Here is a 21,796-nt window from a genome sequence, read left to right as displayed (position 1 = left end):
CTGACACCCCTTCAGCGACCGTGCTCGCCGCCCTCGACCGGGCCGGAACGCGGCAGTTCCCGGGCCACTGCGGCCCGCTTGGGGTCGATCAGAACGCGCAGGCGCGGATCGGCGTGCTGGATCCACCACGTGGTCAGGCCGAGGGTCGGTTCCAGGCGCAGCTGCTCCCACGCGAGCCGGAGTGCGGACAGCCGGGCCCCCGCCTCGGGGTGTTCCCACCAGCGCGGGCACCATGAAGTCCGTGACGAAGGCGAAGACGTCGGTGAAGTACAACGGGACTTCGCTGCCCGGGAGGTGGCTCTCCGCCGGCGGTACGGGGAACAGTGGACGCGCCTAGCGCTGCGGCTTGGGCGGGGGGTACGCCTTCAGCAGCGCGTCCAGGGCGTTGCCGCGGTACCGCAGCTCCTTCAGTATCCAGCCCTGGAGCTGCTCCTGCAGTTCGGCGACCTCGGCGTAGGCGTCCGCCTCCAGGCAGTCGACGAGTTGCTTCCTCCAGATGTCCAACTGCCGGGCGTGGTGGTCTTCCTCGTGCGAGGACCGGGCGCCGGCCAGGAAGAAGGTCATGGTCATGTGGTCGCGCTTCCACGCCGTGTCACCTGCCGCCCCGGCCGTGACCTGCGCTGCCACCCGCTGTGCGTGCCCGGCTGCTGAGCCGTCCGTGGAGCCGGGGTTCTCGCTCGGTTCTTTGTTCATGCGGCGACGATACCCCATTATCGTCGCCTCGACGATAATGGTCCAGCGGGCATCTGTCGTAGGAGCCGAGGCTGCGGGCGCGGGAGTTGGCCGGCCGGGCGGCTGGGTCCGGAAGCGGTGCCGTCGAAGGCAGAACGGTGCGATCGAAGGCGAAGCGGCTGGTGGAGCGGGGCTGGCTGGCCGAGGAGCGTTCCGGGGTGGTCCACGCCGAGGCCGGGCTGCCGGGTGACGTTTCGGCTCCGATGGCGGGCGAGGCGGCGTCCCAGAACGTGGTCATGGACCACGTGACGGCGACTTCGCTGCTTTCGGGCCGGGTCTCGTAGTCCCGGGCAAGGTGCCGCGAGCGCATGCATCAGCCAGCTCAGCGTCCTCTCCACCACCCTGCGTGGACGCACCACGAACCGCTCATGTCGTCAGTGCGTCTGATGCTCTGGAGGGGAGCCGCCCTGGAGGTCCCCTTGACCCACGTTTCCTTTCGCGTGACCGTCTCCAAAGGTGCAGCGCGAGAGGAGAAGGCCGGATTCCGGGGCCAGGTGGACGTCGGGGTCCGTCAGACGAGGTGGATCGTGAAGCGCCTCACGACCTTGGGGGTCGTGCGGATCGTTTCGGAGTGGACCCAGCCGCGAGCCTTCTTGTACTCCCCGGTGCCGCCGGTGATCGCGCTGTCGAAGGGACCCTGGTCGAGGTAGTTGAAGTACACCCCCTGCGTGGTGAGCTGGCCGCCCGGGAGGGTGTAGGTCACGAGGCACTGCTCCGCTTCATCGGTGCCGCCCCGGGTGGTGACGCAGCTGCCGTGGGTTTCGCCGACCTTGTTGTGCGCCTCGTCGAAGAGGTCCGAGCGGACGACGACCCAATCGCCCTGCGTGGCGGTGCCGGGGGGGACGGGGGGGACGACGGGGACGGGGAATCGGGTCAGCTGCTGCACCTCGGCCTCGACTGTGATGGTCCGGCCTTTACCCGTGGCCTGGGCGGAACCGGTGTCCGTCGCGGCGGCCGCGACGGGGGTGCAGGCGAGGAGGGTGACCAGCGTGGCCGTGCCGAGGCAGGCCGCTCTGATGGGGCGCATCATGCGACTCCTGAGGTTGATGTTGGGGGATGACCGGATGGCGAACTTCGATCCGATCCGGTCGATTCCCTTCATAACCTCGACTCCGCCGCCGCACGGAGCATCCCGGCACGAACCACCGGCACATCCAGCCGGTCGGACCAAAGTGAGGCGGCGGAGCTCGGCACGAAGCCGAACGGCAGCTCAAAGGCGATGCCGGTCCATGAGCCCCTGCGTTGGCGACGATCCCGCCCGTCGGCCCGTCGGCCCGTCGGCCCGTCGGCCCGTCGGCCCGTCGGCCCGTCGGCCCGTCGGCAACGATGACGCCCTGGCGAGGATGACCGAGCGCGGGCAGAGCTCCAGGGCGTACGGCCGGCCGTGGGTGGCACCCGCTCACCGGTGCCGGGGCGGGGGCTCCATGCGGCGGGCCCGCCGCATCGAGCCCCGCCGCATTGAGCCCCGACGTGCGCCTCTCAGTTCACCGGGATGATGTCGGGGGCACCCAACCGCACGGCGTCGGCGGTCAAGTCGTCCGGCTGCTGCTGGGCCTCGCGCTCGGCGGCGACGCGCTTGAGGTAGTGGTCGACCTCGCGGTCCTGGTGCGCCCTGTCCCATCCCAGGTGGGGCGCCATCAGACCGGCCACGGTCGGCGCCGCGTCCACCCCGCGGTCCCAGGACTCGATGGAGATCCGGGTGCGCCGGGCGAGGACGTCCTCCAGGTGGCGGGCCCCCTCGTGGGTCACCGCGTACACGGCCTCGACCCTCAGGTAGTCGTCGGAGCTCGGCAGTGCCTCGCCGAGCGCCGGGTCGGCGGCCACCAGGGTGAGCAGTTCGGGCGCCAGCGAGCCGTAGCGGTTCAGGAGGTGCTCGACGCGGGCGACATGGAGACCGGAGCGCTCGGCGAGCCGTTGCCGCGAGTTCCACAGCGCCAAGTAGCCGTCGGCGCCCAGCAGCGGAACGCGGTGTGTGACGCAGTCGGGTACCTTCCCGTCCAGGCCTCGGACGGCCTCGTCGACCGCGTCCTTGGCCATCACCCGGTACGTGGTGTACTTGCCGCCCGCCACTACGACGAGTCCGGGTACCGGATGGGCGACGAGGTGCTCCCGGGACAGCTTGCTGGTCTCCGCCGCCTCGCCGGACAGCAGGGGGCGCAGGCCGGCGTAGACGCCCTCGACGTCTTCGGGGGCCAGGGGGGTGGTCAGGACGCTGTTGACGTGGTCCAGCAGGTAGGTGACGTCCTTGGAGCTGAGGGCCGGGTGGGCCTTGTCGAGCGTCCAATCGGTGTCGGTCGTCCCGATGATCCAATGCCGGCCCCACGGGATGACGAACAGCACGCTCTTCTCGGTGCGCAGGATCAGACCGGTGCGGGAGTTGATCCGGTCACGGGGGACTAGCAGGTGGACGCCCTTGGAGGCGCGGACGTGGAACTGGCCGCGGGTGCCGGCCATGGACTGGGTGTCGTCCGTCCACACCCCGGTCGCGTTGATGACCTGCTTGGCGCGGACCTCCGTCTCGTCGCCGCTCTCCAGATCCGTGACGACGGCGCCGACCACCCGCTCGCCCTGCCGCAGGAACCGGCTGACGCGGGCCCGGTTGGCCGCCAGCGCCCCGTACGAGGCGGCCGTGCGGGCGAGGAACATGGTGTGCCGGGCGTCGTCGACCTGGGCGTCCCAGTACTGGATGGCGCCCACCAGGGCGTCGGAGCGCAGGGCCGGGGCCTCCCGCAGCGCCCGGCCCCTGCTCAGGTGCCGGTGGTGGGGCAGGCCGCCGGAGGTGCCGGAGGCCCTGGCCATCGCGTCGTACAGCAGCACCCCGCTGCCCACGTACGGCCGCTCGGTGACGCGGTGTTGCAGCGGGTAGAGGAACGGCACCGGACGCACCAGGTGAGGGGCGAGGTACCGGAGCAGGAGGCCCCGTTCCTTGAGGGCTTCGGCGACGAGGCGGAAGTCGAGCATCTCCAGGTAGCGCAGGCCGCCGTGGATGAGTTTGCTGGAGCGGCTGGACGTGCCCGACGCCCAGTCTCGGGCTTCGACGAGCCCGACGCTCAGGCCCCGGGTGGCAGCGTCCAGGGCGGCGCCGCCGCCGACGACGCCGCCCCCGACCACGAGCACGTCGAGTTCGCCCCGTCCCATGTCGGCGAGGGCCTGTGTGCGGGCCTGGGGTGAGAGGGCCACCGGTTCGACCATGGTCTCCTCCTCTGTGCAGCGGGCGCGCGGCCGGTACCTATTCGACCTTGGCCCAGTCCAGGGTGCGCTCCACCGCCCGCTTCCAGCCCTCGTACCCTTCCGTGCGACGTTCCTCCGACCACTCGGGGGTCCAGCGCTTGGACTCCTGCCAGTGGGTGCGCAGTTCGTCGGTGTCCCGCCAGAAGCCGGTCGCGAGTCCGGCCGCGTAGGCGGCGCCGAGCGCGGTGGTCTCGGCGACGACGGGACGGCTGACCGGTACGCCGAGGATGTCGGACTGCGTCTGCATGCACAGGTCGTTGGCCGTGACGCCGCCGTCGACCTTGAGCACGTCGAGGTGTACGCCCGAATCCTGCTCCATGGCTTCCACGACGTCCCGGCTCTGGTAGCAGATGGCTTCGAGGGTGGCGCGTGCCAGGTGGCCGTTGTCGTGGTAGCGGGCGAGGCCGACGATCGCGCCGCGGGCGTCGGAGCGCCAGTACGGGGCGAACAGGCCGGAGAAGGCGGGGACGAAGTAGATTCCTCCGCTGTCCTCGACGGTGGCGGCCAGGCGCTCGCTCTCGGCGGCGTCGCCGATGATCTTCAGCTGGTCGCGCAGCCACTGCACGGCGGAGCCGGTGACCGCTATGGATCCTTCGAGTGCGTAGATCGCGGGGCTGTCGCCGAACTGGTACGCGACAGTGGTCAGGAGGCCGTGCTGCGAGCGGACGAGTTCCGTCCCGGTGTTGAGGACCAGGAAGTTGCCGGTCCCGTACGTGTTCTTCGCCTCGCCGGGCGCGAAGCAGACCTGGCCCACGGTGGCCGCCTGCTGGTCGCCGAGCACGCCCGTGATGGGGATGGCCTCCCGCAACGGCCGGGAGGTGCGGGTCCGTCCGTACGCCTCGGGGTGGGAGGACGGGTTGATGGTGGGCAGCATGGACCGGGGAATGTTGAAGAACCCGAGCAGTTCGTCGTCCCAGTCGAGGGTCTCCAGGTCCATGAGCATGGTGCGGCTGGCGTTGGTGACGTCGGTGGCGTGGATGCCGCCGTCGGGTCCGCCCGTGAGGTTCCACAACACCCAGCAGTCGGTGTTGCCGAAGAGGGCATGGCCCTGCTCGGCCGCCTCCCGCACGCCGTCGACGTTCTCCAGGATCCACTGGATCTTGCCGCCCGAGAAGTACGTGGCCGGTGGCAGCCCCGCCTTGCGGCGGATGACGTCGCCCTGGCCGCCGCGTTCCAGCGCGGCGGCGATGGAGTCGGTACGGGTGTCCTGCCAGACGATGGCGTTGTAGTACGGGCGCCCGGTGCGGGGGTCCCAGACGACGGTCGTCTCGCGCTGGTTGGTGATGCCGACGGCCGCCAGGTCGGAGGCATCGAGGTTGCCGTGCCGGAGGGCGTTCTGGATGACCGAGTTGGTGCGTTCCCAGATCTCCACCGGGTCGTGTTCGACCCACCCCGAGCGCGGGAGGATCTGGGAGTGCTCCAGCTGGTGCCGCGCCACCTCGTTGCCGGCGTGGTCGAAGATCATGAAACGAGTGCTCGTGGTGCCCTGGTCCACTGCGCCGACGAAGTCAGCCATGGGGTGCCGCCTCCTCTTGGGATGCCGTGTGTGGGGCTGTCATCCGCGACGGGAGGGGACGGGACGGGAGACGCATCGCGCCGTGTCCGTCCCGCCCGCCGAGGATGCGATCAGCTCTCCTCCGGTGCCGGTACGCGTCCGGGAGGCTCCGGTTCCGCGGTGGGCAGGAACCGGCCGATGAGGAGCTTGTAGATACCCGCTCCCAGCACCCCGCCGATGAACGGGCCGATGATGGGCACCCAGAAGTAGAGGTTGCCGTACTGATCCCTCCATGCCCCGCCGTACCCGGTGAGGAAGCTGGCCAGGCGGGGGCCGAGGTCACGGGCCGGGTTGATCGCGTACCCGGCATTGGTGCCCCAGGCCATTCCGATCGCCACGACGATCAGGCCGACGATGAACGGTGCCAGGTTGGCGCCGGGAGGCGTGCCCAGCAGGTCGGTGACCGCGAAGATCAGCATCAGGAGGATCGCGGTGCCGATGATCTGGTCGCGCAGTGCGCCCCACTCGGTCACCGGCAGGTTCGGGTTTCCGTTGGCCGGCAGCGTGGAGAAGACACCCTGCGTCTTGATGGTGTGGCCGGGGTCGGCCTTCGCCAGCGCCTCCGTGTAGTTCCAGCGGACGATCAGGGCCGCCACGAAGGCTCCGGCCAGCTGGGCCAGCGCGTAGGGGGCCACCCTGCTCCAGGGGAAGCCCTTGAAAGCGGCCAGGGCGACGGTCACCGCGGGATTGAGGTGGGCGCCGCTCAGCCTCGCCGCGACGTATACGCCCAGGGTCACACCGAGACCCCAGGCCCACGCGATGCTGTCGTGGTTCCCTAGGCCACCAGCCGGGTCGGTCAGGGCTCCACCGGCGACGACCTGGGCCACGACACCACAGCCGAAGAGGATGAGGATCATGGTGCCGGCGAATTCGGCCGACAGTTCGCCGGCCAGCCCATGTGCTTTGAGGCGTTCTTTCATGGGTGCCCGCTTCCCGCCGGTCCGAAGACCGGCATTCGACTGCCCCGAGCCCCCGGTTCAGAGTAAGACGGGTCGCCCGTATCGGAAAGGCGAGGCCGGTCCGGACGCGTGGAGGCCAGTGCCGCTGCGGGTTCTCCGATCCTTCTCCTGGGTGGTTCCCCGAGTCCTCGTGTCCGCGGGATCCGCGGGATGGCCGCACACTGTTCGTATGGCGTGCCCTCGCGGACGCGCCCGCCCGGCGCGCGGTCATCGGTGCTCCGTGACGGCGCCGGACGTACACCCGTCGGCTCCGACCGGGAGGCACACGATGAAGATGCTGATCAACAGTCCCGGGACCGTGGTCGCGGACGCCCTGCGGGGGCTGGCCGCAGCCCACCCCGAACTGGACGTGGACGCCGACGCCCGGGTCGTCGTACGGCGGGACGCACGGGAGGGCGGGCGGGTCGGTCTCGTCTCCGGTGGCGGCTCCGGACACGAGCCTTTGCACGCCGGCTTCGTCGGATACGGAATGTTGTCCGCCGCATGTCCGGGCGAGGTGTTCACTTCCCCCGTGCCGGACCAGATGGTGCGGGCGGCCAAGGCCGTGGACTCCGGTCAGGGGGTGCTGTTCGTCGTCAAGAACTACACCGGAGACGTACTGAACTTCGACATGGCCGCCGAGCTCGCCGAGGAGGACGGCATCCGGGTCGAGCGGGTGCTGGTCGACGACGACGTCGCCGTGACCGACAGCCTCTACACCGCCGGGCGTCGCGGCACCGGGGCCACGCTCTTCGTCGAGAAGATCGCCGGGGCGGCGGCGGAGGAGGGCATGCCGCTGGCGCAGGTCGCCGCGGTCGCCCGACGGGTCAACGAGGCCTCGGGCAGTTTCGGTGTCGCGCTGAGTGCCTGCACCACTCCTGCCAAGGGCAGTCCCACCTTCGACCTGCCGGACGACGAGCTGGAGCTGGGCATCGGCATCCACGGCGAGCCGGGCCGGGAGCGGCGCCCGATGATGCCGGCGGCGGAGATCGCGGAGGTCGCGGTGGGCTCCGTGCTGGACGACATGGCGAACGCGGGCCCGGCCGCCGACGGGCCGGTCCTGGCCCTGGTGAACGGGATGGGCGCGACGCCGCTGCTGGAGCTGTACGGCTTCCACGCGGAGGTGGCCCGGGTACTGGCGGCTCGGGGCGTCCCGGTGGCCCGGACCCTCGTGGGAAACTACGTCACCTCGTTGGACATGGCGGGGTGCTCGGTGACGCTGTGCCGGGCCGATGAGGAAATGCTGCGCCTGTGGGACGCGCCCGTGCAGACGGCAGCGCTGCGCTGGGGCCGCTGACCCCCTCGTCTGCCGTCGACGTCCGGACGGGTGAGCCGGTTCATACGACTCCGAGGCACAACCACGACCGCGGGTCGGCTGATCAGAGCGTCGGGGCCGACGACCCGCGTCGGTGCGGCCGGCCGCGTGCGGCGGCCGGAACGGGTCATGGCGGCCGATCAGCAGCGTGCCGGCCGGCTGTGTGATCGGCGCGCACCTGACCTCCGGCGCGCGTGAAGGGAGCTCCGTCGCGGTGGCGGGGCGGGCTCGCCCCGCTGGGGCCCCCGTCACATCCGTCCTGCGGGTGCTCCTGCCTCCTGCTCGCTGCTGAACACGAAGTCCGCCTGTTCGCCGTAGGCCGGCTCGAAGGTCAGCCCGAACGCCGACGACGAGCCGGTCGTACGTCCGACCTCGAACTCGGGGGCGAATCCGAACATCGCGTTCTTCACGGTGGTCGGCGTCCCGTCCGCGCCGCGCAGCGGCTCGTACGAGACCGTGGAGCGGTCGGCGACCGCGGCGCCGGGGTGCTCACCATCCGTGACCTTGACTTCGCCGCGTTCGGTGCCGATGAATTCTCCGACGAACTGTGCGAGTTCCCCAAAGGGACCGCCCTCGCTACCGGAGAGGATCTTTCCCACGGCCTCGGCCTGGGTGTCGCTGGCGTCGCTGTCGATGACCACCCCCACCTTCCAGTCGCCGCCCGTGAGATGGGAGGGGAAGAAGTTGTAGAAGGCGAAGTCGACCCCTGCGAGGTCGCTGTCGTCCAAGCGCCCCTCGGCGATGTGGAATGCCGCGAATCCGCGGCATTCGGTGCCGCCCTTGCCGTCGTTCGGCTGGGCGTCGACCGCGCATCCGCAGAGCACGGCGCACGAGCAGCTCGCCACATAGTGCCCCGAGATCGTGTACGTCATGGAATCTCTCCTCTCGCTCACTGTCCGCACCGGCCGATCCGTCAGGACGGTGCCGGATCTCGGTGCGGTGGGGGCGAGCGGGGGTGAGGCACGACGTCCTCCGCTCCGCGGGTGCGCGAAGCTTGTCCTTCAACGTTAGGCACGCGCGCCCGGGGCTGTAAACAGTCCGCAGCACGCACGCGCGGTGGATCCTGCGCGGTGGCCGTGGGCGTTCACCCGACAGGGGAGACGGTCTCCGTGCGCGGCGCCCAGCCCTATAGGTACGTCAGATCTGCTCCCCGGAGAGGAGCGGCTCGAAGGAGCGGTAGGCGGCGTAGTTCCGGAAGTGCCGGGCGTACAGCTCCGAGCCGTCGGTGAGGCGCTCGTCGAGCACCTCACCGACGTCGACGACATGCCGCAGCCGCCAGGTGATCAGCTCGCCGGCTTCGTTCTCGTAGCTCGTCTCCAGGCTCCTGCCGTGCGCTTCGGCCTTTTCGCGGGCCCGCGCCTCGTCGGCCGCGGTCAGCAGGACGAAGCTCTCCTGGTAGAGCGGAGCATGATCGGTGGTGTCGGCGGAGGTCTCACACAGCAGGACGGCGATGTAAGTGGTCATGGTCCCGGCTATTTCTTGAACCGGTTGTCGTTCAGGAGCTTCCAGGCGGTGTTGCACGAGCTCGCCCGGCAGCCCTTGAGATAGCCGAGCGTGTCGCCGTAGTGCTGCCCGGGGAACACCTGCCGGATGGACCCCCGCCGACAGCGGGAGATGAAGTTGGTGGCGATCTCACCCAGGCTCTCGTTCGCCACGCACGCGTCATCGAGATAGCGCTCGGTGGCGAGGCGTGCGGTTCCGGTGGCCGCCTCCGCGGCCAGTGGGGAAGCCGTGAGCGCGCCGCCCGCCATGACAGCGGCCAGCACGCAGCGGATCGCTAGCTTCCGCACGGAACCCCAGCCTCCGTCGTGATGGGTGCTCATCGGATCAGCAGCCCGCCATCTTGCCGTAGGCGATCCAGACCTCACCCTTGTTGTTGAGGCTGACGTTTCCGGACTTGTGGAGCCCGGTGTACTTCCCGCGGTACTTCCGCAGTTCCCCGACGGGCGATTCCAGCGTCATGTAGGGGGAGTCGGGCTTCCAGTCCCCGGAGAACTTCGCGTAGACCTCGTTGGTCCCGTCAGTGCCGCTCGCCCAGCAGGGGCGGGAGCCGGAGTAGAGCACCAGGTTGCCGTCGTACTGCATCTCCAGGCGATAGCCGCCGTTTTGCAGGCAGTGGCCGGGGATGAGCCTGTCGCTGAAGGACGTGCCGTCATTCCGGCACTGGTCGAGTACCCGGACGACGCTGTGAGCGGCCTCGGCGGGGGCGGCCGTGGCCTGTCCTGTCACCGCCGCCAGGGCGGTCATCAGGTTCACCGCGGCAAGTACGCACATCCGGGAGACGTTCCTCATGCAAGCTGCCTTTCGTGAGCGATCTTCACCTCTGGTCACAGAGAGTATCGATAGGCTGTACGTTGAGTCACAAAAGTCGGGGGACTGTCACCCGTTAAGGGCAATAGGGGGAAGGTGGTCACCCGACCTGGTCTCCGAAGCCGGCCCGCTGAGCTTGTGTCAAGAGTATTGACAGAAGTTGAACACAATCGGACGCTGAGAGCGCTCTCACGCTTCAATACATCGATTCCTGCCGTACGTCCATCACACATTTGCCCCGGCAGGTCCCCCCACCCAAGGAGGATGAGAGTGTCCCGCTTGTCGAAAGCGCTGGCGTTCGGCGTCGCGGCGTTGTCCGTCGGCGCCGGTGTGCTGTTCTTCGGTCCGCCGCCGTCCGCCGAAGCTGTACCGGCGACCATCCCGCTCACCATCAAGAACAACTCCGGGCGTAACGAGCCCGTCTACGTCTACAACCTGGGCACCCTGCTCGCGACGGGCAGGCAGGGCTGGGCCGACGCGAACGGAACGTTCCACCCCTGGCCCGCCGGAGGCAATCCCCCCACCCCCGCGCCCGACGCCGCGATCGCCGGCCCGGCCAACGGGCAGACCAAGACGATCCGGATACCCAAGTTCTCCGGGCGCGTCTACTTCTCGATCGGGCAGAAGCTCGTCTTCAAGCTCGCCGCTGGCGGCCTGGTGCAGCCCGCCGTGCAGAACCCCTCGGACCCCAACCACGGCATCCTGTTCAACTGGTCCGAGTACACCCTCAACGACGGCGGCCTGTGGATCAACAGCACCCAGGTCGACATGTTCTCCGCCCCGTACGCCGTCGGTGCGAAGGCGCCGGGCGGCACCGTCAAGAGCACCGGCCACCTCAAGACCGGCGGCTACAACGCCGTCTTCGGCGGGCTGCGGTCGGCCGGCTGGGGCGGCCTGATCCAGAACCGCCCGGACGGCACCCCCCTGCGCGCACTCTCGCCCGGCCACGGCATCGAGGCGGGCGGAATCCCGGACGGGGCGATGAACGACTACATCAACCGCGTCTGGAACAAGTACAGCTCCTCCACCCTCACGGTGACGCCGTTCGCGAACGAACCCAACACCAAGTACTACGGGCGCGTCTCGGGCAACGTCATGAACTTCACCAACGCCTCGGGGGCGGTGGTCACCAGCTTCCAGAAGCCCGACTCGGACAGCGTCTTCGGCTGCTACAAGCTCCTGGACGCCCCCAACGACACCGTCCGCGGCCCGATCTCCCGGACCTTGTGCGCGGGCTACAACCGCTCGACGCTCCTGACCAACCCCAACCAGCCCGACGCCGACGGCGCCGGCTTCTACCGCGACGCCGTCACCAACCACTACTCCCGCCTTATCCACGCCCAGATGGCGGACGGCAAGGCGTACGGCTTCGCCTTCGACGACGTGGGTGCCCATGAGTCACTGGTCCACGAGGCCGACCCGCAGGAGGCCTTCATGACGCTGGAGCCGCTCAACTGAGGCTGTCCCGTGGGCGGCTCCTGCAGGCGGCTCCCGCAATCGGGCCCCGGAAGAAGGCCGGTCGATCGCCGGCCGGTGGTGCCGGCGTGCCCGTGCTCCAGCCGCCGAGGGGCGCTCGCAAAACTCGAACACGTCGCTCGGGACGGCGTCAGGGCGGGCTGTCCACCGAACCGGTGGGACGGCTCGCCGCCGTCTGGCGCGCCGTCGCAGTGGGCAGGCACCCGCCGTCAGGGGGCCTGCCCGCCCGCGGCACCTCCTTGGCGAGGGGGCCCCGCTGAACCACGTGCGGATGCGCCCTGCCAGGCGCCGTTGACAGCGCTTAGCGCATTTGCTTCCGCGGCGCCACTTCGCGACCGGGCGGTGCGGCCGGTCCCGGCCGGGTTCAGGGGGCGCGGGCCCGTGCCGCCCATGCGACGACGGGCCGTCGACCTCGCCTTACGCCGCCCGCCGCCGAGAACCGCCCGGCGCGGCGGCCGGAAATGGGCGTCAGGGATGGCGCGTAACGGTTCCTTCGGTCCGATGAACTCCAACGAAAGCACCCGTGCGCGCAGTTGGGCGTAGTTATGCTCCCGCCCACCGGTCAGAAGGTGACCCTTTTCCGATAATTCGAGGACGCCGATGGAGCATAGAGACATTCCACCCGAAACGGTCCACCCGGAGGTGGGAGCAAGCCGGGCGCTGCCCGCCATCGCGTCCCTGGCCGCCGTCTGCCTCGTCGGGGCGCTTGTTTCCTCCTCCGAGCCGGTCGGCACCATCCTGATCGCCGCAGGCGCGCTGTGCGGCGCCGCGGGGTTCGTGGAAGCCTTACGGCGCGGCCGCGCGCTCGCCGCCCGCAGCGCCCAGATCGCCGAACTCCAGCACACCCTGGCCCGCCAGGAGACCGAGGCGACCCGCCTGTCCGCCGTCGTACTCCCCGAGGCCATCGAGCGACTGCGCCGGGGCGAGGTGGCCGAGGAGGTGCTCACCTCCCTGGGAGGCCGCGCCGGCCACGGCAACCGCTGGGGCAACGACGCCGCCCTCACCCCCCGCTTCAGGGCCGCCCTCCAGGCGGTGCTGGCCCACGTCGTCGACGCCGTCGACAACGAGGAGAGCCTGCGCGACTCGGCGCAGCGGGCCTTCGTGAACGTCGCCCGCCGTGTGCAGGCGATCGTGCACCAGCAGGCCCACGAAATGCGCGAGATGGAGGACCGGCACGGCCGCAACCCGGACGTGTTCGGCGACCTTCTGCGGCTCGACCACGGCACCGCCCTCATCGGCAGGCTCGCCGACTCCATCTCGGTCCTCGGCGGTGCGCGCCCGGGCCGGCAGTGGAGCAGGGCCGTCACCCTCTACAGCGTGATGCGCGGCGCGATGTCGCGGATCATCGACTACCAGCGCGTGGAACTCCACTCGGTCACCGAGGTCGCCGTCGTCGGCCCGGTCGTCGAACCGCTGATCCACACCCTCGCGGAGCTGCTGGACAACGCCACCCGCTACTCCCCGCCGCACACCCGGGTCCACCTCACCGCCGTCGAGGTGCAGTCGGGCATCGCCGTGGAGATCGAGGACGGCGGCCTCAGCATGAGCGAGGAGGCCCGGGCGCGCGCCGAGAAGATGCTCGCGCAGGCACAGTCGGGCATCGACCTCAACGACCTGGGCGAGACGCCGCGGCTGGGTCTGGCCGTGGTCGGCCGCCTGGCCCAGGCGTACGGGTTCCAGGTGTCGCTGCGCTCCTCCGCGTATGGCGGCGTGCGCGCCGTGGTCATCGTGCCGCAGCACCTGATCACCACGGCGTCCGCGGCGACCGGCCTCGCCCACGGCATCGGCTCCTCCTCCGGGCCCAGGGCGGTGTCCGCCACACCGCGCGAACACCCCGTCGACGCCACGTCGGCCGGCGTGTCCGTGCCCCGGCCCGCGCCGGCTCCGGCACCCGGGCCGACCACCGAACGTACCGCGACCGGCCTGCCGCAGCGGCGCCGGAAGGACCGTGTCACCACATCCGACGTCAGGCCGGCCGTGAGGCCGCAGCCGACGGACGACAACGGCCCCGGAATGTGGCTGGAGGCGTTCCACAGCGGCCTGTCGGGTGAGCCCGGCAAGGACGCGCCGGGCGCCCAGGACGCGTCGGGTTCAGCGACCAAAGGGGCTTGAACGATGATGACTCAGCGAAGCAGCATGGACTGGATGCTCAAGGACCTCGCCGCCGGAGTACCGCAGACGCGGCACGTGATCGTACTGTCCGCGGACGGGCTCTGCGTGGCGCAGTACGGGGCCGAGACGGACACGGCCGACCGCCTGGCGGCCGCCTGCGCGGGCCTGCAGAGCCTCGCCGGAGCGGTGGCCGCCGAACTGCCCAACTCCGAGGGCCGAATGCGGCTGGTCGTGATCGAGATGGACGGCGGGTTCTTCTATCTCATGGCAGCCGGAGACGGCTCCTACCTCGCGGTCCTCGCCGACGAGGGGGTCGACGCGGGCTTGATGGGCGCGCAGATGCGCAACCTGGTGACCCGAATGGGGGACCACCTGAGCAGCCCGCCGCGGCATGACGGGCAGCCCGCGTGAAAGAGCCGCCCGCAAGCTGGGAGGAGAGCAGTCCCGAACGGCTGTACGTCATCACCGGCGGACGCAGCGGACCCTCCACCTCCGTCCGGCTGGACCTCGTGACCTTAGTGGTGGCCAAAGGGCCTCCCCGGCCCGAGATGCAACCCGAGCAGGTTTCCATTCTGCGGATGTGCCAGTCACCGTTGTCGGTGGCCGAGATCGCCGCGTACGTGCGCCTGCCCGTGAGCGTCGTCACCGTGCTGGTCGGAGACCTGCTGGCCGCCCAACGCGTGTACGTCCGCCCGCCCGTTCCCGCCGCGCAGCTACCCGACCTTGCTCTGATCGAGGCAGTGATCGATGGACTTCAGAAGCTCTGACCCGCCCGCCGGGCCGCGCGAGGCGGACGTACTGCCGCAGACGGCCGCGGCGGCCGTGAAGATCGTCATCGTGGGCGGCTTCGGCGTGGGCAAGACGACGATGGTCGGTGCGGTCAGCGAGATCAAGCCGCTGACCACCGAGGAGACGATGACCAGGGCCGGCGTCGGCGTCGACGACACCTGGGGCGTCGCCCGCAAGATCACCACCACCGTGGCCATGGACTTCGGCCGCATCAGCATCAACGACGAACTCGTGCTGTACCTGTTCGGGACACCCGGCCAGGAGCGCTTCTGGTTCCTGTGGCGCGGGCTGTTCGAAGGCGCGCTCGGAGCCGTCGTACTCCTCGACACCCGTCGGCTGGAGATCAGCTTCGACGTCATCGGACGGCTGGAGGAGCGCGGCGTCCCCTTCGTCGTGGCCGTCAACTCCTTCCCCGGGGCGCCGGAGCATCCGCTGGAGGAGCTGCGCGAGGCCCTCGATCTGCCGCCCGCCGTCCCGATCGTCGTCTGCGACGCCAGAAGGCGGGAATCGTCCCGCGACGTACTGCTGACCCTCATGCGCTACCTGTACTCCCAGGCAGCCACCCAGGAGGCAATGTGAGCACCACCCCCACCCCACCGCCCGAGTGCCCCGCCCACGCCGCGGCGACCGCCGGCGGCCTGCACCGCCTGCACGGAGCGGAAGCCCAGGCGGACCCCCTCGCCCTGTACGAGAAGCTGCGGGCCGAACACGGCCCGGTGGCCCCGGTCCTGGTGAACGGCGACCTCCCGGCCTGGCTGGTCCTCGGTCACCGGGAGAACCTGGACGTCGCCCGCACGTCGTCGCGCTTCGCGCGCGACCCCCGCGGCTGGCGCGACCTGAGAGAGGGCCGGGTGCCGGCCGACACCCCGCTCGGCCCCATGGTCTCCTGGGTGCCGGTGTGCAACTTCACCGACGGCCCCGTCCACGAACGGCTCCGCGGGGCGGTGGTGGAGTCCCTGGAACGCTTCGACAAGCGCGGCATCCGCCGCTACGTGACGCGGTTCGCCAACCAGCTCGTCGACCAGATCGCGGCCGAGGGGTACGCCGACCTGGTGTCCGCCTTCTCCGACCAGCTCCCCATGCTGGTCATGACGCAGCTCATCGGGGCACCCGACGAACACGGGCCGCTCCTGGTCAACGCGGCGCGGGACATGCTCCAGGGGACGGAGACGGCCCTACAGAGCGATCGCTACGTCACCACCACGCTGGAGAACCTGGTCGTGGAGCGCAAGGCCAGACCGGCCCGCGACCTCGCCTCCTGGCTGATCGAGCACCCGGCGGACCTCACCGACACCGAAGTGCTCATGCACCTGCGCGTCGTGCTGATCGCGGCCTACGAGACCACCGCCAACCTGATCGCCAACACCCTGCGCACCGTACTGACCGACCCGCGGTTCCGGGCGAGCCTCTCCGGCGGCCACATGACCCTGCCGGACGCCCTGGAGCAGGTCCTCTGGGACGACCCGCCGATCAACACGATCATCGGTCGCTGGGCCACCGGGGACACCGTGCTCGGCGGTCAGCAGGTGAAGGCCGGGGACATGGTCCTGCTCGGCCTGGCAGCGGGCAACGCCGACCCGCAGATCCGGCCCGATCCGACCGTGTCCGTCCACGGCAACCGCTCCCACCTGGCCTTCAGCAGTGGCCCGCACGAGTGCCCGGGCCAGGACATCGGGCGCGCCATCGCGGACACCGGTATCGAGGTCCTGCTGGACCGGCTGCCCGACCTCCAGCTCGCGGTCGACGCGAGCGAACTCCAGTGGCGGGGCACCCTCATGTCACGTCACCTGCTGTCCCTGCCGGTCCGGTTCGCCCCCCGCACGGTGGCCACTCCGGCTCCGCAGCTCTCGGTGGAGCGGCCGGCGGGACACCCCGTCCACCCGGCGATCCCGCCGCAGCCGACGGCGCCGCCCGCGCTCGCCGCCGCCGGCGGCGGCCGCCGTGGTGTCAGCTGGTGGCGCCGGCTTTTCGGCCACCGCCGGGTCTGACCCGCGTACCGAGGGGCCCCGGCCGCACCGGCCGGGGCCCCTCTGTTCACCGCTCAGACGCGAAGGTGCCGCCACCAGGCCGCCAGCGCCGGCAGGTCCGGCGGCTCGGTCCCGTCGGAGCTGGGGCCGTCGGCGAACCGGACCGGGAACGCGGCCTCCGCCACCGGCAGTTCGTAGCGGTTGCGCGGGCTGGCGTACCGGGGCGCACGGGTCTGCCACGCGATGGAGCCGGCGATGTAGTGTCCCAACGCCGCGAGATGACGGCGCAGTGCGTGGTCCGCGTCGTGCTCCAGGCGCGCCCGTAGCAGGAGGAAGAAGACCATCACCCGGTCACGCAGCGCCACGGCGAGCGGTACCGCCTCGGCCGGCGAGCAGCCCTCCTGGTGGGCGTAGACGTTGACGAGGTTCACCTCGCGCGGTTCCAGGTGGTCGTCCTTGTCGTAGGAGAACAGGTCGTTGTCCGCACTGACGACGAAACCGGCCGCGTCCGTCAGTGCCGTCAGGGCGGGGGAGCAGAGGACGTCCGCCGGCAGCCGGTCCCGGCGCGCGACGTCCGACCAGGTCAGTGAGAACCGTGTGCCGTTCGCGAGCGGCCCCATCGCGACGAAGTCGTTCAGCCCCGGCATCGACCCCTCCTCCGCCCGGGCGGCGCGCCAGGCCGCCCCGAGCAGCCAGTCCCGTGTCCCCTCGACGAATCTGCGCAGCTCGTAGGGGGCGAGCAGGGCGTGGGTACGGCCGACCAGGTCCAGCAGCGCCCGGGTCATGGGCCCCTCGGGCAGCAGGGACGCCCCGGGGTCCTCGATGGTGCGCAGCAGCCGCGCCCCGTGCTCGACGACGGCCGCCGTCCCCACCCCGTCGGAACCGGAGTCCTGCCAGTCGTCGACGGCGTTGGCCCAGTAGTTCCACTCCGTGAACAGCAGGACCGCTTCCGTGTCCCCGTCGGGAATGATGCGGCAGGAGAAGTCGGCGCTGTGGGTGGCGAGCCCCCACGCGCGCTCGACCGGATCCGGGTACAGCCCGTAGGCGTCGAGCCACTCGACCGCCCGGGCCTCCACCTCCTTGGCGTCGGGGTGGACGAGGTCGTACGGCAGGGGGCAGTAGAAGGGCGGCAGGCCCGCGCCGAGGCGGGAGGGCCGGGGCGGCGCGGTCATCGGTCACCGCCGATCCGGAAGCGCAGCAGCCGCGTCTCCACCGCGTGGTCGCGCCACAGCCGGAAGAACTTGCTGTGCGCGATCGTCGACTGTTCGAGCCGGTCGGCGGTCCAGGCTCCGGGCTCGGCGCCCGGTTCCGCTCTCAGCCGGTCGAGTTCGGCGGTGTTCCAGGCCATGGACTGCACCCAGAACTCCGCCACCGAGTCCGTCACGTCCTCGTCCTGCACCAGTTCGAAGCCGGCCGCCTCGGCCGCGGCCAGGTACTCGGCGCGCCGGCCGAGCCGCGTCCTGTAGTAGCCGTCCATGAACTCCCGCCACTCGGACGCGCCCACGAAGTGCTCCTGGATTCCGAACCAGCCTCCGGGTACGAGGGCCTTGGCGACGACCTCGAACAACCGTGCCCGGTCGGTGTATCCGCTGCTCTCGTTGGCGTAGACGGCGTCGTACGCGCGGGTCTCGTCCAGGTCGTGGACGTCCGCCAGTACCGGCTCCACGCGCTCCGCGACCCCGGCGTGACGGGCGAAGCGTCGCACGATCGGGAGATGTTCCGGTGCGACGGTGAGGCTGGTGACCGACGCCCCGTGCTCCTGCGCCCAGTAGAGCGAGGTGCCTCCCAGGCCGCAGCCGATGTCGAGCACCCGCCGGGGAGGCGCCTCGTACGCGCCCCAGGACCGGGCCGCGTGGTCGACGATCCGCTCCTGCGCGTCGAACAGGCTCCGCTTCAGCGTGCTCTGGGCGACGGTGGTGTCCGGTGGGCCGTCCGGATACAGCCCCACGTGGAAATGGACGCGTGGGCCCGGACCGTACTTCTGCAGGATCTCCTGTGTCTTGCGGCTGTAGTAGAGCCGCACCGCGTCGTCCGCGGCCGCGCCACGGCCGCCGCCTAAGGGCCATACGAAGGGTATAACGCGCATGAGGTGTCCGCCCTTTCGTGGGGTAGGGCCGCCCCCCGGGGAAACGCCGGCGCCGCTCTCGTAGCGTCCCGAAGGGCACACTGTTGAAGCACGGACCATCGTGGCACCTCGGAGGCACCACGTCAGCCCACTGGAGCAGCACGGTACCGTCAAGATCAGTGGCTTGTGGGCCGGTTGAGGGTGATCACGAGCCTGCCCCTGACGTGCCCGGCGAGGCGGCTCGTGTCGACGGGGTCGGCGCGGTGGAAGAAGTCGACCGCGTTGACGCCGCGCGCGGGCCGAGCGCCTCGGGGTCGGGGGCGAAGACGGTGCGCGCGCGACGGTCTGGCCGGGGCGCAGGACGCCGCCGTCCGCGGCCAGTCGGCCCGGCCCGGCAACACGCCTCAAGGACGGCGAAGCCGAACCGTCCCCCCCTTGCCCAGCCCTGCTGCTGAGCCGGCACCCGGCGCGTCCCGTCGGCATCGTTGTCCACGACAGAGCCCGTCCACCGGCGCAGTGCGAGATCCAGGCTCACCTCGACCAATGCGGCGGCGACGTCCTCCACGCGCCGGGGGCGAAGAACGAGAGCGGAGAGAGACCGGCGACGCGGCCACCCGAAGTACGACCGGGGCACTCATCAGCCCATGACATGTGGCGGCGTTTGCACCCCATGCCAGCCGCGTCCGCCCCAGGCCGCCTTATGACCGCCCCGTCATTGCCGTGTCCGGGCGCGCAGAGCCTGGACAGACCAGTCGAACACTGGAGCCAGGCTCTCCGGGGCCGGCCAGTCGTTGACCACTGCGAGCAGCTGGAGGTACCGCTCCCGGCGCGGATCGTTCACGCTCTCCAGCCGAGTCGCCAGCCGGCGGCGGAGCTCGACGTCGTCGGGGCGGCCGAGGAGGTGCGCGTAGTACGCCGTGAGCTGCGCGACGACCGGATCGGCCTGGGGTGAGGCCGGGTCGATGCCTGCGGTCAGGGCCGGGCCGACCTGGTCACGGACGGCTGCGGTGATGTCGCGGCGCGGGACCGTCATGCCGCTTCGGGTCTGCTCGGCCGCCTGGTCCTCGGCCATCCGTCGCACGACGGCGCGGAAACCCGGATCCAGGGACATTTCTGCCAGCTCCACCCACGCCTGGATCTGCTCTGTCCTCGGGTTGTGGGGCAACTCGGGGGTCATCGAGCGCATGACCCCCGTCCATGCGGGGGCGGCGGCAAGACCGCCGAAGACGGCATTGAGGAAATCGCCGATCAGACGGCTGCGTTCGTCATCGGATAGCCGGGCCAACTGGTGCATGAGTTCCGTCTCCTCAGGTGTGGACCCGCGTTCGGCCACCGCTGTCAGCACCGCGCGCCGCAGGCACAGGACGCGGATCTGCACCGTCAGTGCTTCGGCGTGCGCTGCGGCGACCTCCGGAAGTGAGAGCTCACGGTCCACGACCTTGCGGATGGTGGCAAGGTCCAGTCCCAGCTCGCGCAGGGTGCGCACGAGGTCCAGGCGTGCGACGGCGTCGAGGCTGTAGAGGCGGTAGCCGGCCGGGCTGCGGTCGGTCGGCGCCACGATTCCGCGATCGGAGTAGAACCGAATGGTCTTGACCGGAAGACCGGTCCGTCGAGCGAGTTCCCCGATCGAGTAGAGCGTGTCACCGTTCATGTCCCCCACCTTCGAGTCTCCCCCTACGGGAGACTCAAGTCCCTTCGCAGGCAGGCAGGCAACCACTCCTCATCCACGAGTGTTGAATCCTTGGCGGACCAGGGGGGCGGGCCGTCGGTCCACTGCCCGGACCGGCACAGGAGGGCTACTGCCCGGCAATCCTTTCCTGCCGTCTGCAACCGGGACCGCTTCGGCCTGCGTGTCGATGATCTGAGAAGCGCGCGGAGCGTCCGAGGCCGAGTGGAAGCTCCCGACACGCTGCACTCCCTGGACCGTACGCGACCTGCTCGGGCACGTCTGCGTGGTGATCGACTGGCTTCCGGCCATGCTGGACGCGCCGGAACCCGGCGACGCGGAGATCTCCGCGGCGGAGTACTACCGCCCGGACGACCGCTTCTCGCCGCAGACCAACGGCAAACGGATCGCCCTGGCCCAGGACCGTGCGGCAGGGCCGGCCGACCCCGCCGCCTGAGCCGAGGACTTCGCCGCGACGCGGCCGTCCTCACCCGCGTCGTGGAAGTCGCCGTCCACGGCCTCGACCTGGCCGACGCACTCGGACGCGAAGCCTGGCTCACCCCGGCGGCTGGTGACGCCGTGGCGGAGCTGCTCCTGGGCGCGGAGCACGCCCCGGCGGCCGACAAGCTGGGATGGAGCCGTTCCCGCTTCCTGCGCAAGGCCACCGGCCGGGAGCCGCTGTCCGAGGCGGAGGCCGCGGAGGTCGAACGGCTCGGCATCCGCTGGCTCGCCCTGGGCTGAATTCCGTGCACGAACCGGTCTGGGTCGGAGACCCCGCCGAGGTAGTGGGGCCGGTCCTGTGGCACCAGGCGGGCAGGTCGAGAGGGGCGGCCGGGGCGGCGTTCGGGGCGGCGCGGTCGATCTACTTGCGCAGGCTCACCCGCGGGGGTTGGAGGGCGGTTCGTCAGCCTTCGACCGGTTCAGGTGCTTGCGTCAGAGCGCCGAGATGGAAGCCGGCGCGCGTTCGCTGCGGCTCAGTGCGCGCAGGACGTTGGTGGCGCCGTGCCGGCGTAGGGCGATCCGTGACAGCAGGTCCACGACGGTCTCGACCGCAGGGGCCGGGAATTCCGGGGTCGGCAACCCGACGCTGTGCGCAAGGTCGTCGGAGTGGACAACAAGCTCCAGCATCCGGCTCGCGATGAAGTCGTCGAGGCCGATCGACCACGGCCCCCAGGTGGGCCGACGGACCGGGCGATCCGGCGCGGTGGGCAGGATGCCGCGCAGCTCCTCGACACATGCGGCGACTCGCGCGGCCAGTGCGGCCGGACCGTCAGCCGCCTCTTCCTCACCGCCGGATCGAATGGCCTGGTTGAACGGAGTGTCAAGGTCCGAGCCGATCCAGCTCACTCGCGCGTAGTACTCGTGGATCGAGATGGCGGGCTCGGTAGGTACCGGCTCTGCCAGCACCGTAGGGATGAAGAAGACCTGCCCGGCCAGGTGACCCGCCAGCCCCTGGACGCTGAGCTTCGCCAGTGCGGAGGGCTGGTGCCAGCCGTCCGCGACCTCCGATGCGGCCAACAGCTTCGCCGCTGTGCCCGCCACACTCAGGTAAAGCTCCCTCACCTGTGTCACCTTGCTGTTCCCCTATCGCTGTCGGTGGGTGTCGTCCCGGTCAACCTCGCGGCGAGGAGGACGCATTC

General features: G+C 70.6%; 23 protein-coding genes and 1 pseudogene. 10 read left to right on the top strand and 14 right to left on the bottom strand.

The annotated features are described in order from the left end of the window. Positions 1–11 precede the first annotated feature (11 nt). Positions 12–191 (bottom strand): DUF4913 domain-containing protein, encoded by a 180-nt coding sequence (locus ACZ6Y1_RS28260; protein WP_469635977.1) that lies wholly within the window; start codon positions 189–191, stop codon positions 12–14. Between the two features lie 142 nt (positions 192–333). After that, a complete protein-coding gene (locus ACZ6Y1_RS28255) occupies positions 334–693 on the bottom strand; it encodes a hypothetical protein (RefSeq protein ID WP_469635805.1) in 360 nt (119 codons plus the stop codon). 137 nt (positions 694–830) lie between these two features. Here ACZ6Y1_RS28255 and ACZ6Y1_RS28250 point away from each other — a divergent pair, with 137 nt between their 5' ends. Beyond that, positions 831–1,016, top strand: coding sequence for a hypothetical protein (locus ACZ6Y1_RS28250; protein WP_469635802.1), 186 nt, complete (start codon positions 831–833; stop codon positions 1,014–1,016). A 227-nt stretch (positions 1,017–1,243) separates the two neighbouring features. On the opposite strand, the gene ACZ6Y1_RS28245 is transcribed toward ACZ6Y1_RS28250, so the two are convergent. The 4 genes from ACZ6Y1_RS28245 to ACZ6Y1_RS28230 form a co-directional block, all read right to left on the bottom strand. Next, positions 1,244–1,762, bottom strand: a complete 519-nt coding sequence (locus ACZ6Y1_RS28245; protein WP_469635799.1) for an allene oxide cyclase barrel-like domain-containing protein — start codon at positions 1,760–1,762, stop codon at positions 1,244–1,246. 449 nt (positions 1,763–2,211) lie between these two features. Beyond that, positions 2,212–3,924: a glycerol-3-phosphate dehydrogenase/oxidase gene (locus ACZ6Y1_RS28240; RefSeq protein ID WP_469635796.1), complete on the bottom strand. Its 1,713-nt coding sequence runs from the start codon at positions 3,922–3,924 to the stop codon at positions 2,212–2,214. Positions 3,925–3,961: 37 nt separating this feature from the next. After that, entirely contained in the window at positions 3,962–5,479 is a 1,518-nt protein-coding gene (gene glpK / locus ACZ6Y1_RS28235; protein ID WP_469635793.1) for a glycerol kinase GlpK, read from the bottom strand. 110 nt (positions 5,480–5,589) lie between these two features. After that, positions 5,590–6,438, bottom strand: coding sequence for an MIP/aquaporin family protein (locus ACZ6Y1_RS28230; RefSeq protein WP_469635791.1), 849 nt, complete (start codon positions 6,436–6,438; stop codon positions 5,590–5,592). Between the two features lie 307 nt (positions 6,439–6,745). Here ACZ6Y1_RS28230 and dhaK point away from each other — a divergent pair, with 307 nt between their 5' ends. Then, entirely contained in the window at positions 6,746–7,753 is a 1,008-nt protein-coding gene (gene dhaK / locus ACZ6Y1_RS28225; RefSeq protein WP_469635788.1) for a dihydroxyacetone kinase subunit DhaK, read from the top strand. A gap of 266 nt (positions 7,754–8,019) precedes the next feature. On the opposite strand, the gene ACZ6Y1_RS28220 is transcribed toward dhaK, so the two are convergent. The 4 genes from ACZ6Y1_RS28220 to ACZ6Y1_RS28205 form a co-directional block, all read right to left on the bottom strand. Further along, a complete protein-coding gene (locus tag ACZ6Y1_RS28220; RefSeq protein ID WP_469635785.1) occupies positions 8,020–8,643 on the bottom strand; it encodes a DUF1326 domain-containing protein in 624 nt (207 codons plus the stop codon). Between the two features lie 265 nt (positions 8,644–8,908). Further along, positions 8,909–9,235, bottom strand: a complete 327-nt coding sequence (locus ACZ6Y1_RS28215) for a DUF4288 domain-containing protein (RefSeq protein ID WP_469635781.1) — start codon at positions 9,233–9,235, stop codon at positions 8,909–8,911. Between the two features lie 8 nt (positions 9,236–9,243). Beyond that, positions 9,244–9,561 (bottom strand): hypothetical protein, encoded by a 318-nt coding sequence (locus tag ACZ6Y1_RS28210; protein WP_469635778.1) that lies wholly within the window; start codon positions 9,559–9,561, stop codon positions 9,244–9,246. A gap of 37 nt (positions 9,562–9,598) precedes the next feature. After that, positions 9,599–10,063, bottom strand: coding sequence for a hypothetical protein (locus tag ACZ6Y1_RS28205; protein ID WP_469635775.1), 465 nt, complete (start codon positions 10,061–10,063; stop codon positions 9,599–9,601). 282 nt (positions 10,064–10,345) lie between these two features. Here ACZ6Y1_RS28205 and ACZ6Y1_RS28200 point away from each other — a divergent pair, with 282 nt between their 5' ends. The 6 genes from ACZ6Y1_RS28200 to ACZ6Y1_RS28175 all read left to right on the top strand — a co-directional run bounded on the left by ACZ6Y1_RS28200 (position 10,346) and on the right by ACZ6Y1_RS28175 (position 16,446). After that, entirely contained in the window at positions 10,346–11,539 is a 1,194-nt protein-coding gene (locus ACZ6Y1_RS28200; protein WP_469635772.1) for a glycoside hydrolase family 64 protein, read from the top strand. A 618-nt stretch (positions 11,540–12,157) separates the two neighbouring features. Further along, the gene (locus ACZ6Y1_RS28195; protein WP_469635769.1) at positions 12,158–13,669 is read left to right on the top strand and encodes a sensor histidine kinase; all 1,512 of its coding nucleotides are present in this window, start codon (positions 12,158–12,160) and stop codon (positions 13,667–13,669) included. A gap of 3 nt (positions 13,670–13,672) precedes the next feature. Continuing rightward, complete coding sequence (locus tag ACZ6Y1_RS28190; RefSeq protein ID WP_469635766.1) at positions 13,673–14,080, top strand: roadblock/LC7 domain-containing protein; 408 nt, start codon at positions 13,673–13,675, stop codon at positions 14,078–14,080. Beyond that, positions 14,077–14,436, top strand: a complete 360-nt coding sequence (locus tag ACZ6Y1_RS28185) for a DUF742 domain-containing protein (protein WP_469635763.1) — start codon at positions 14,077–14,079, stop codon at positions 14,434–14,436. The genes ACZ6Y1_RS28190 and ACZ6Y1_RS28185 overlap by 4 nt, the downstream gene beginning before the upstream one ends. Further along, entirely contained in the window at positions 14,417–15,037 is a 621-nt protein-coding gene (locus ACZ6Y1_RS28180; RefSeq protein WP_469635760.1) for a GTP-binding protein, read from the top strand. Before ACZ6Y1_RS28185 ends, ACZ6Y1_RS28180 begins: the two co-directional genes overlap by 20 nt. Next, a complete protein-coding gene (locus ACZ6Y1_RS28175) occupies positions 15,034–16,446 on the top strand; it encodes a cytochrome P450 (protein WP_469635757.1) in 1,413 nt (470 codons plus the stop codon). The genes ACZ6Y1_RS28180 and ACZ6Y1_RS28175 overlap by 4 nt, the downstream gene beginning before the upstream one ends. 53 nt (positions 16,447–16,499) lie before the next feature. On the opposite strand, the gene ACZ6Y1_RS28170 is transcribed toward ACZ6Y1_RS28175, so the two are convergent. The 3 genes from ACZ6Y1_RS28170 to ACZ6Y1_RS28160 form a co-directional block, all read right to left on the bottom strand. Next, positions 16,500–17,597: a terpene synthase family protein gene (locus tag ACZ6Y1_RS28170; RefSeq protein WP_469635755.1), complete on the bottom strand. Its 1,098-nt coding sequence runs from the start codon at positions 17,595–17,597 to the stop codon at positions 16,500–16,502. Further along, on the bottom strand, positions 17,594–18,511 hold the full coding sequence (locus ACZ6Y1_RS28165) for an SAM-dependent methyltransferase (protein ID WP_469635752.1): 918 nt from the start codon (positions 18,509–18,511) through the stop codon (positions 17,594–17,596). The genes ACZ6Y1_RS28170 and ACZ6Y1_RS28165 overlap by 4 nt, the downstream gene beginning before the upstream one ends. A 691-nt stretch (positions 18,512–19,202) precedes the next feature. After that, on the bottom strand, positions 19,203–20,141 hold the full coding sequence (locus ACZ6Y1_RS28160; protein WP_469635749.1) for a MerR family transcriptional regulator: 939 nt from the start codon (positions 20,139–20,141) through the stop codon (positions 19,203–19,205). Positions 20,142–20,421: 280 nt separating this feature from the next. On the opposite strand from ACZ6Y1_RS28160, the pseudogene ACZ6Y1_RS28155 reads away from it, so the two are divergent. Both ACZ6Y1_RS28155 and ACZ6Y1_RS28150 read left to right on the top strand, forming a co-directional pair. Further along, positions 20,422–20,613: pseudogene (locus ACZ6Y1_RS28155) on the top strand (hypothetical protein); the annotation flags it as partial. A gap of 41 nt (positions 20,614–20,654) precedes the next feature. Continuing rightward, positions 20,655–20,897, top strand: coding sequence for a hypothetical protein (locus ACZ6Y1_RS28150; protein WP_469635746.1), 243 nt, complete (start codon positions 20,655–20,657; stop codon positions 20,895–20,897). A gap of 192 nt (positions 20,898–21,089) precedes the next feature. Here the strand turns inward: ACZ6Y1_RS28150 and ACZ6Y1_RS28145 are convergent, their stop codons facing one another. After that, entirely contained in the window at positions 21,090–21,719 is a 630-nt protein-coding gene (locus ACZ6Y1_RS28145) for a maleylpyruvate isomerase N-terminal domain-containing protein (protein ID WP_469635744.1), read from the bottom strand. Positions 21,720–21,796: the final 77 nt, after the last annotated feature.

This window comes from Streptomyces sp. NPDC053432, assembly GCF_055585365.1.
This window is presented reverse-complemented; position numbering and strand designations above follow the sequence as displayed.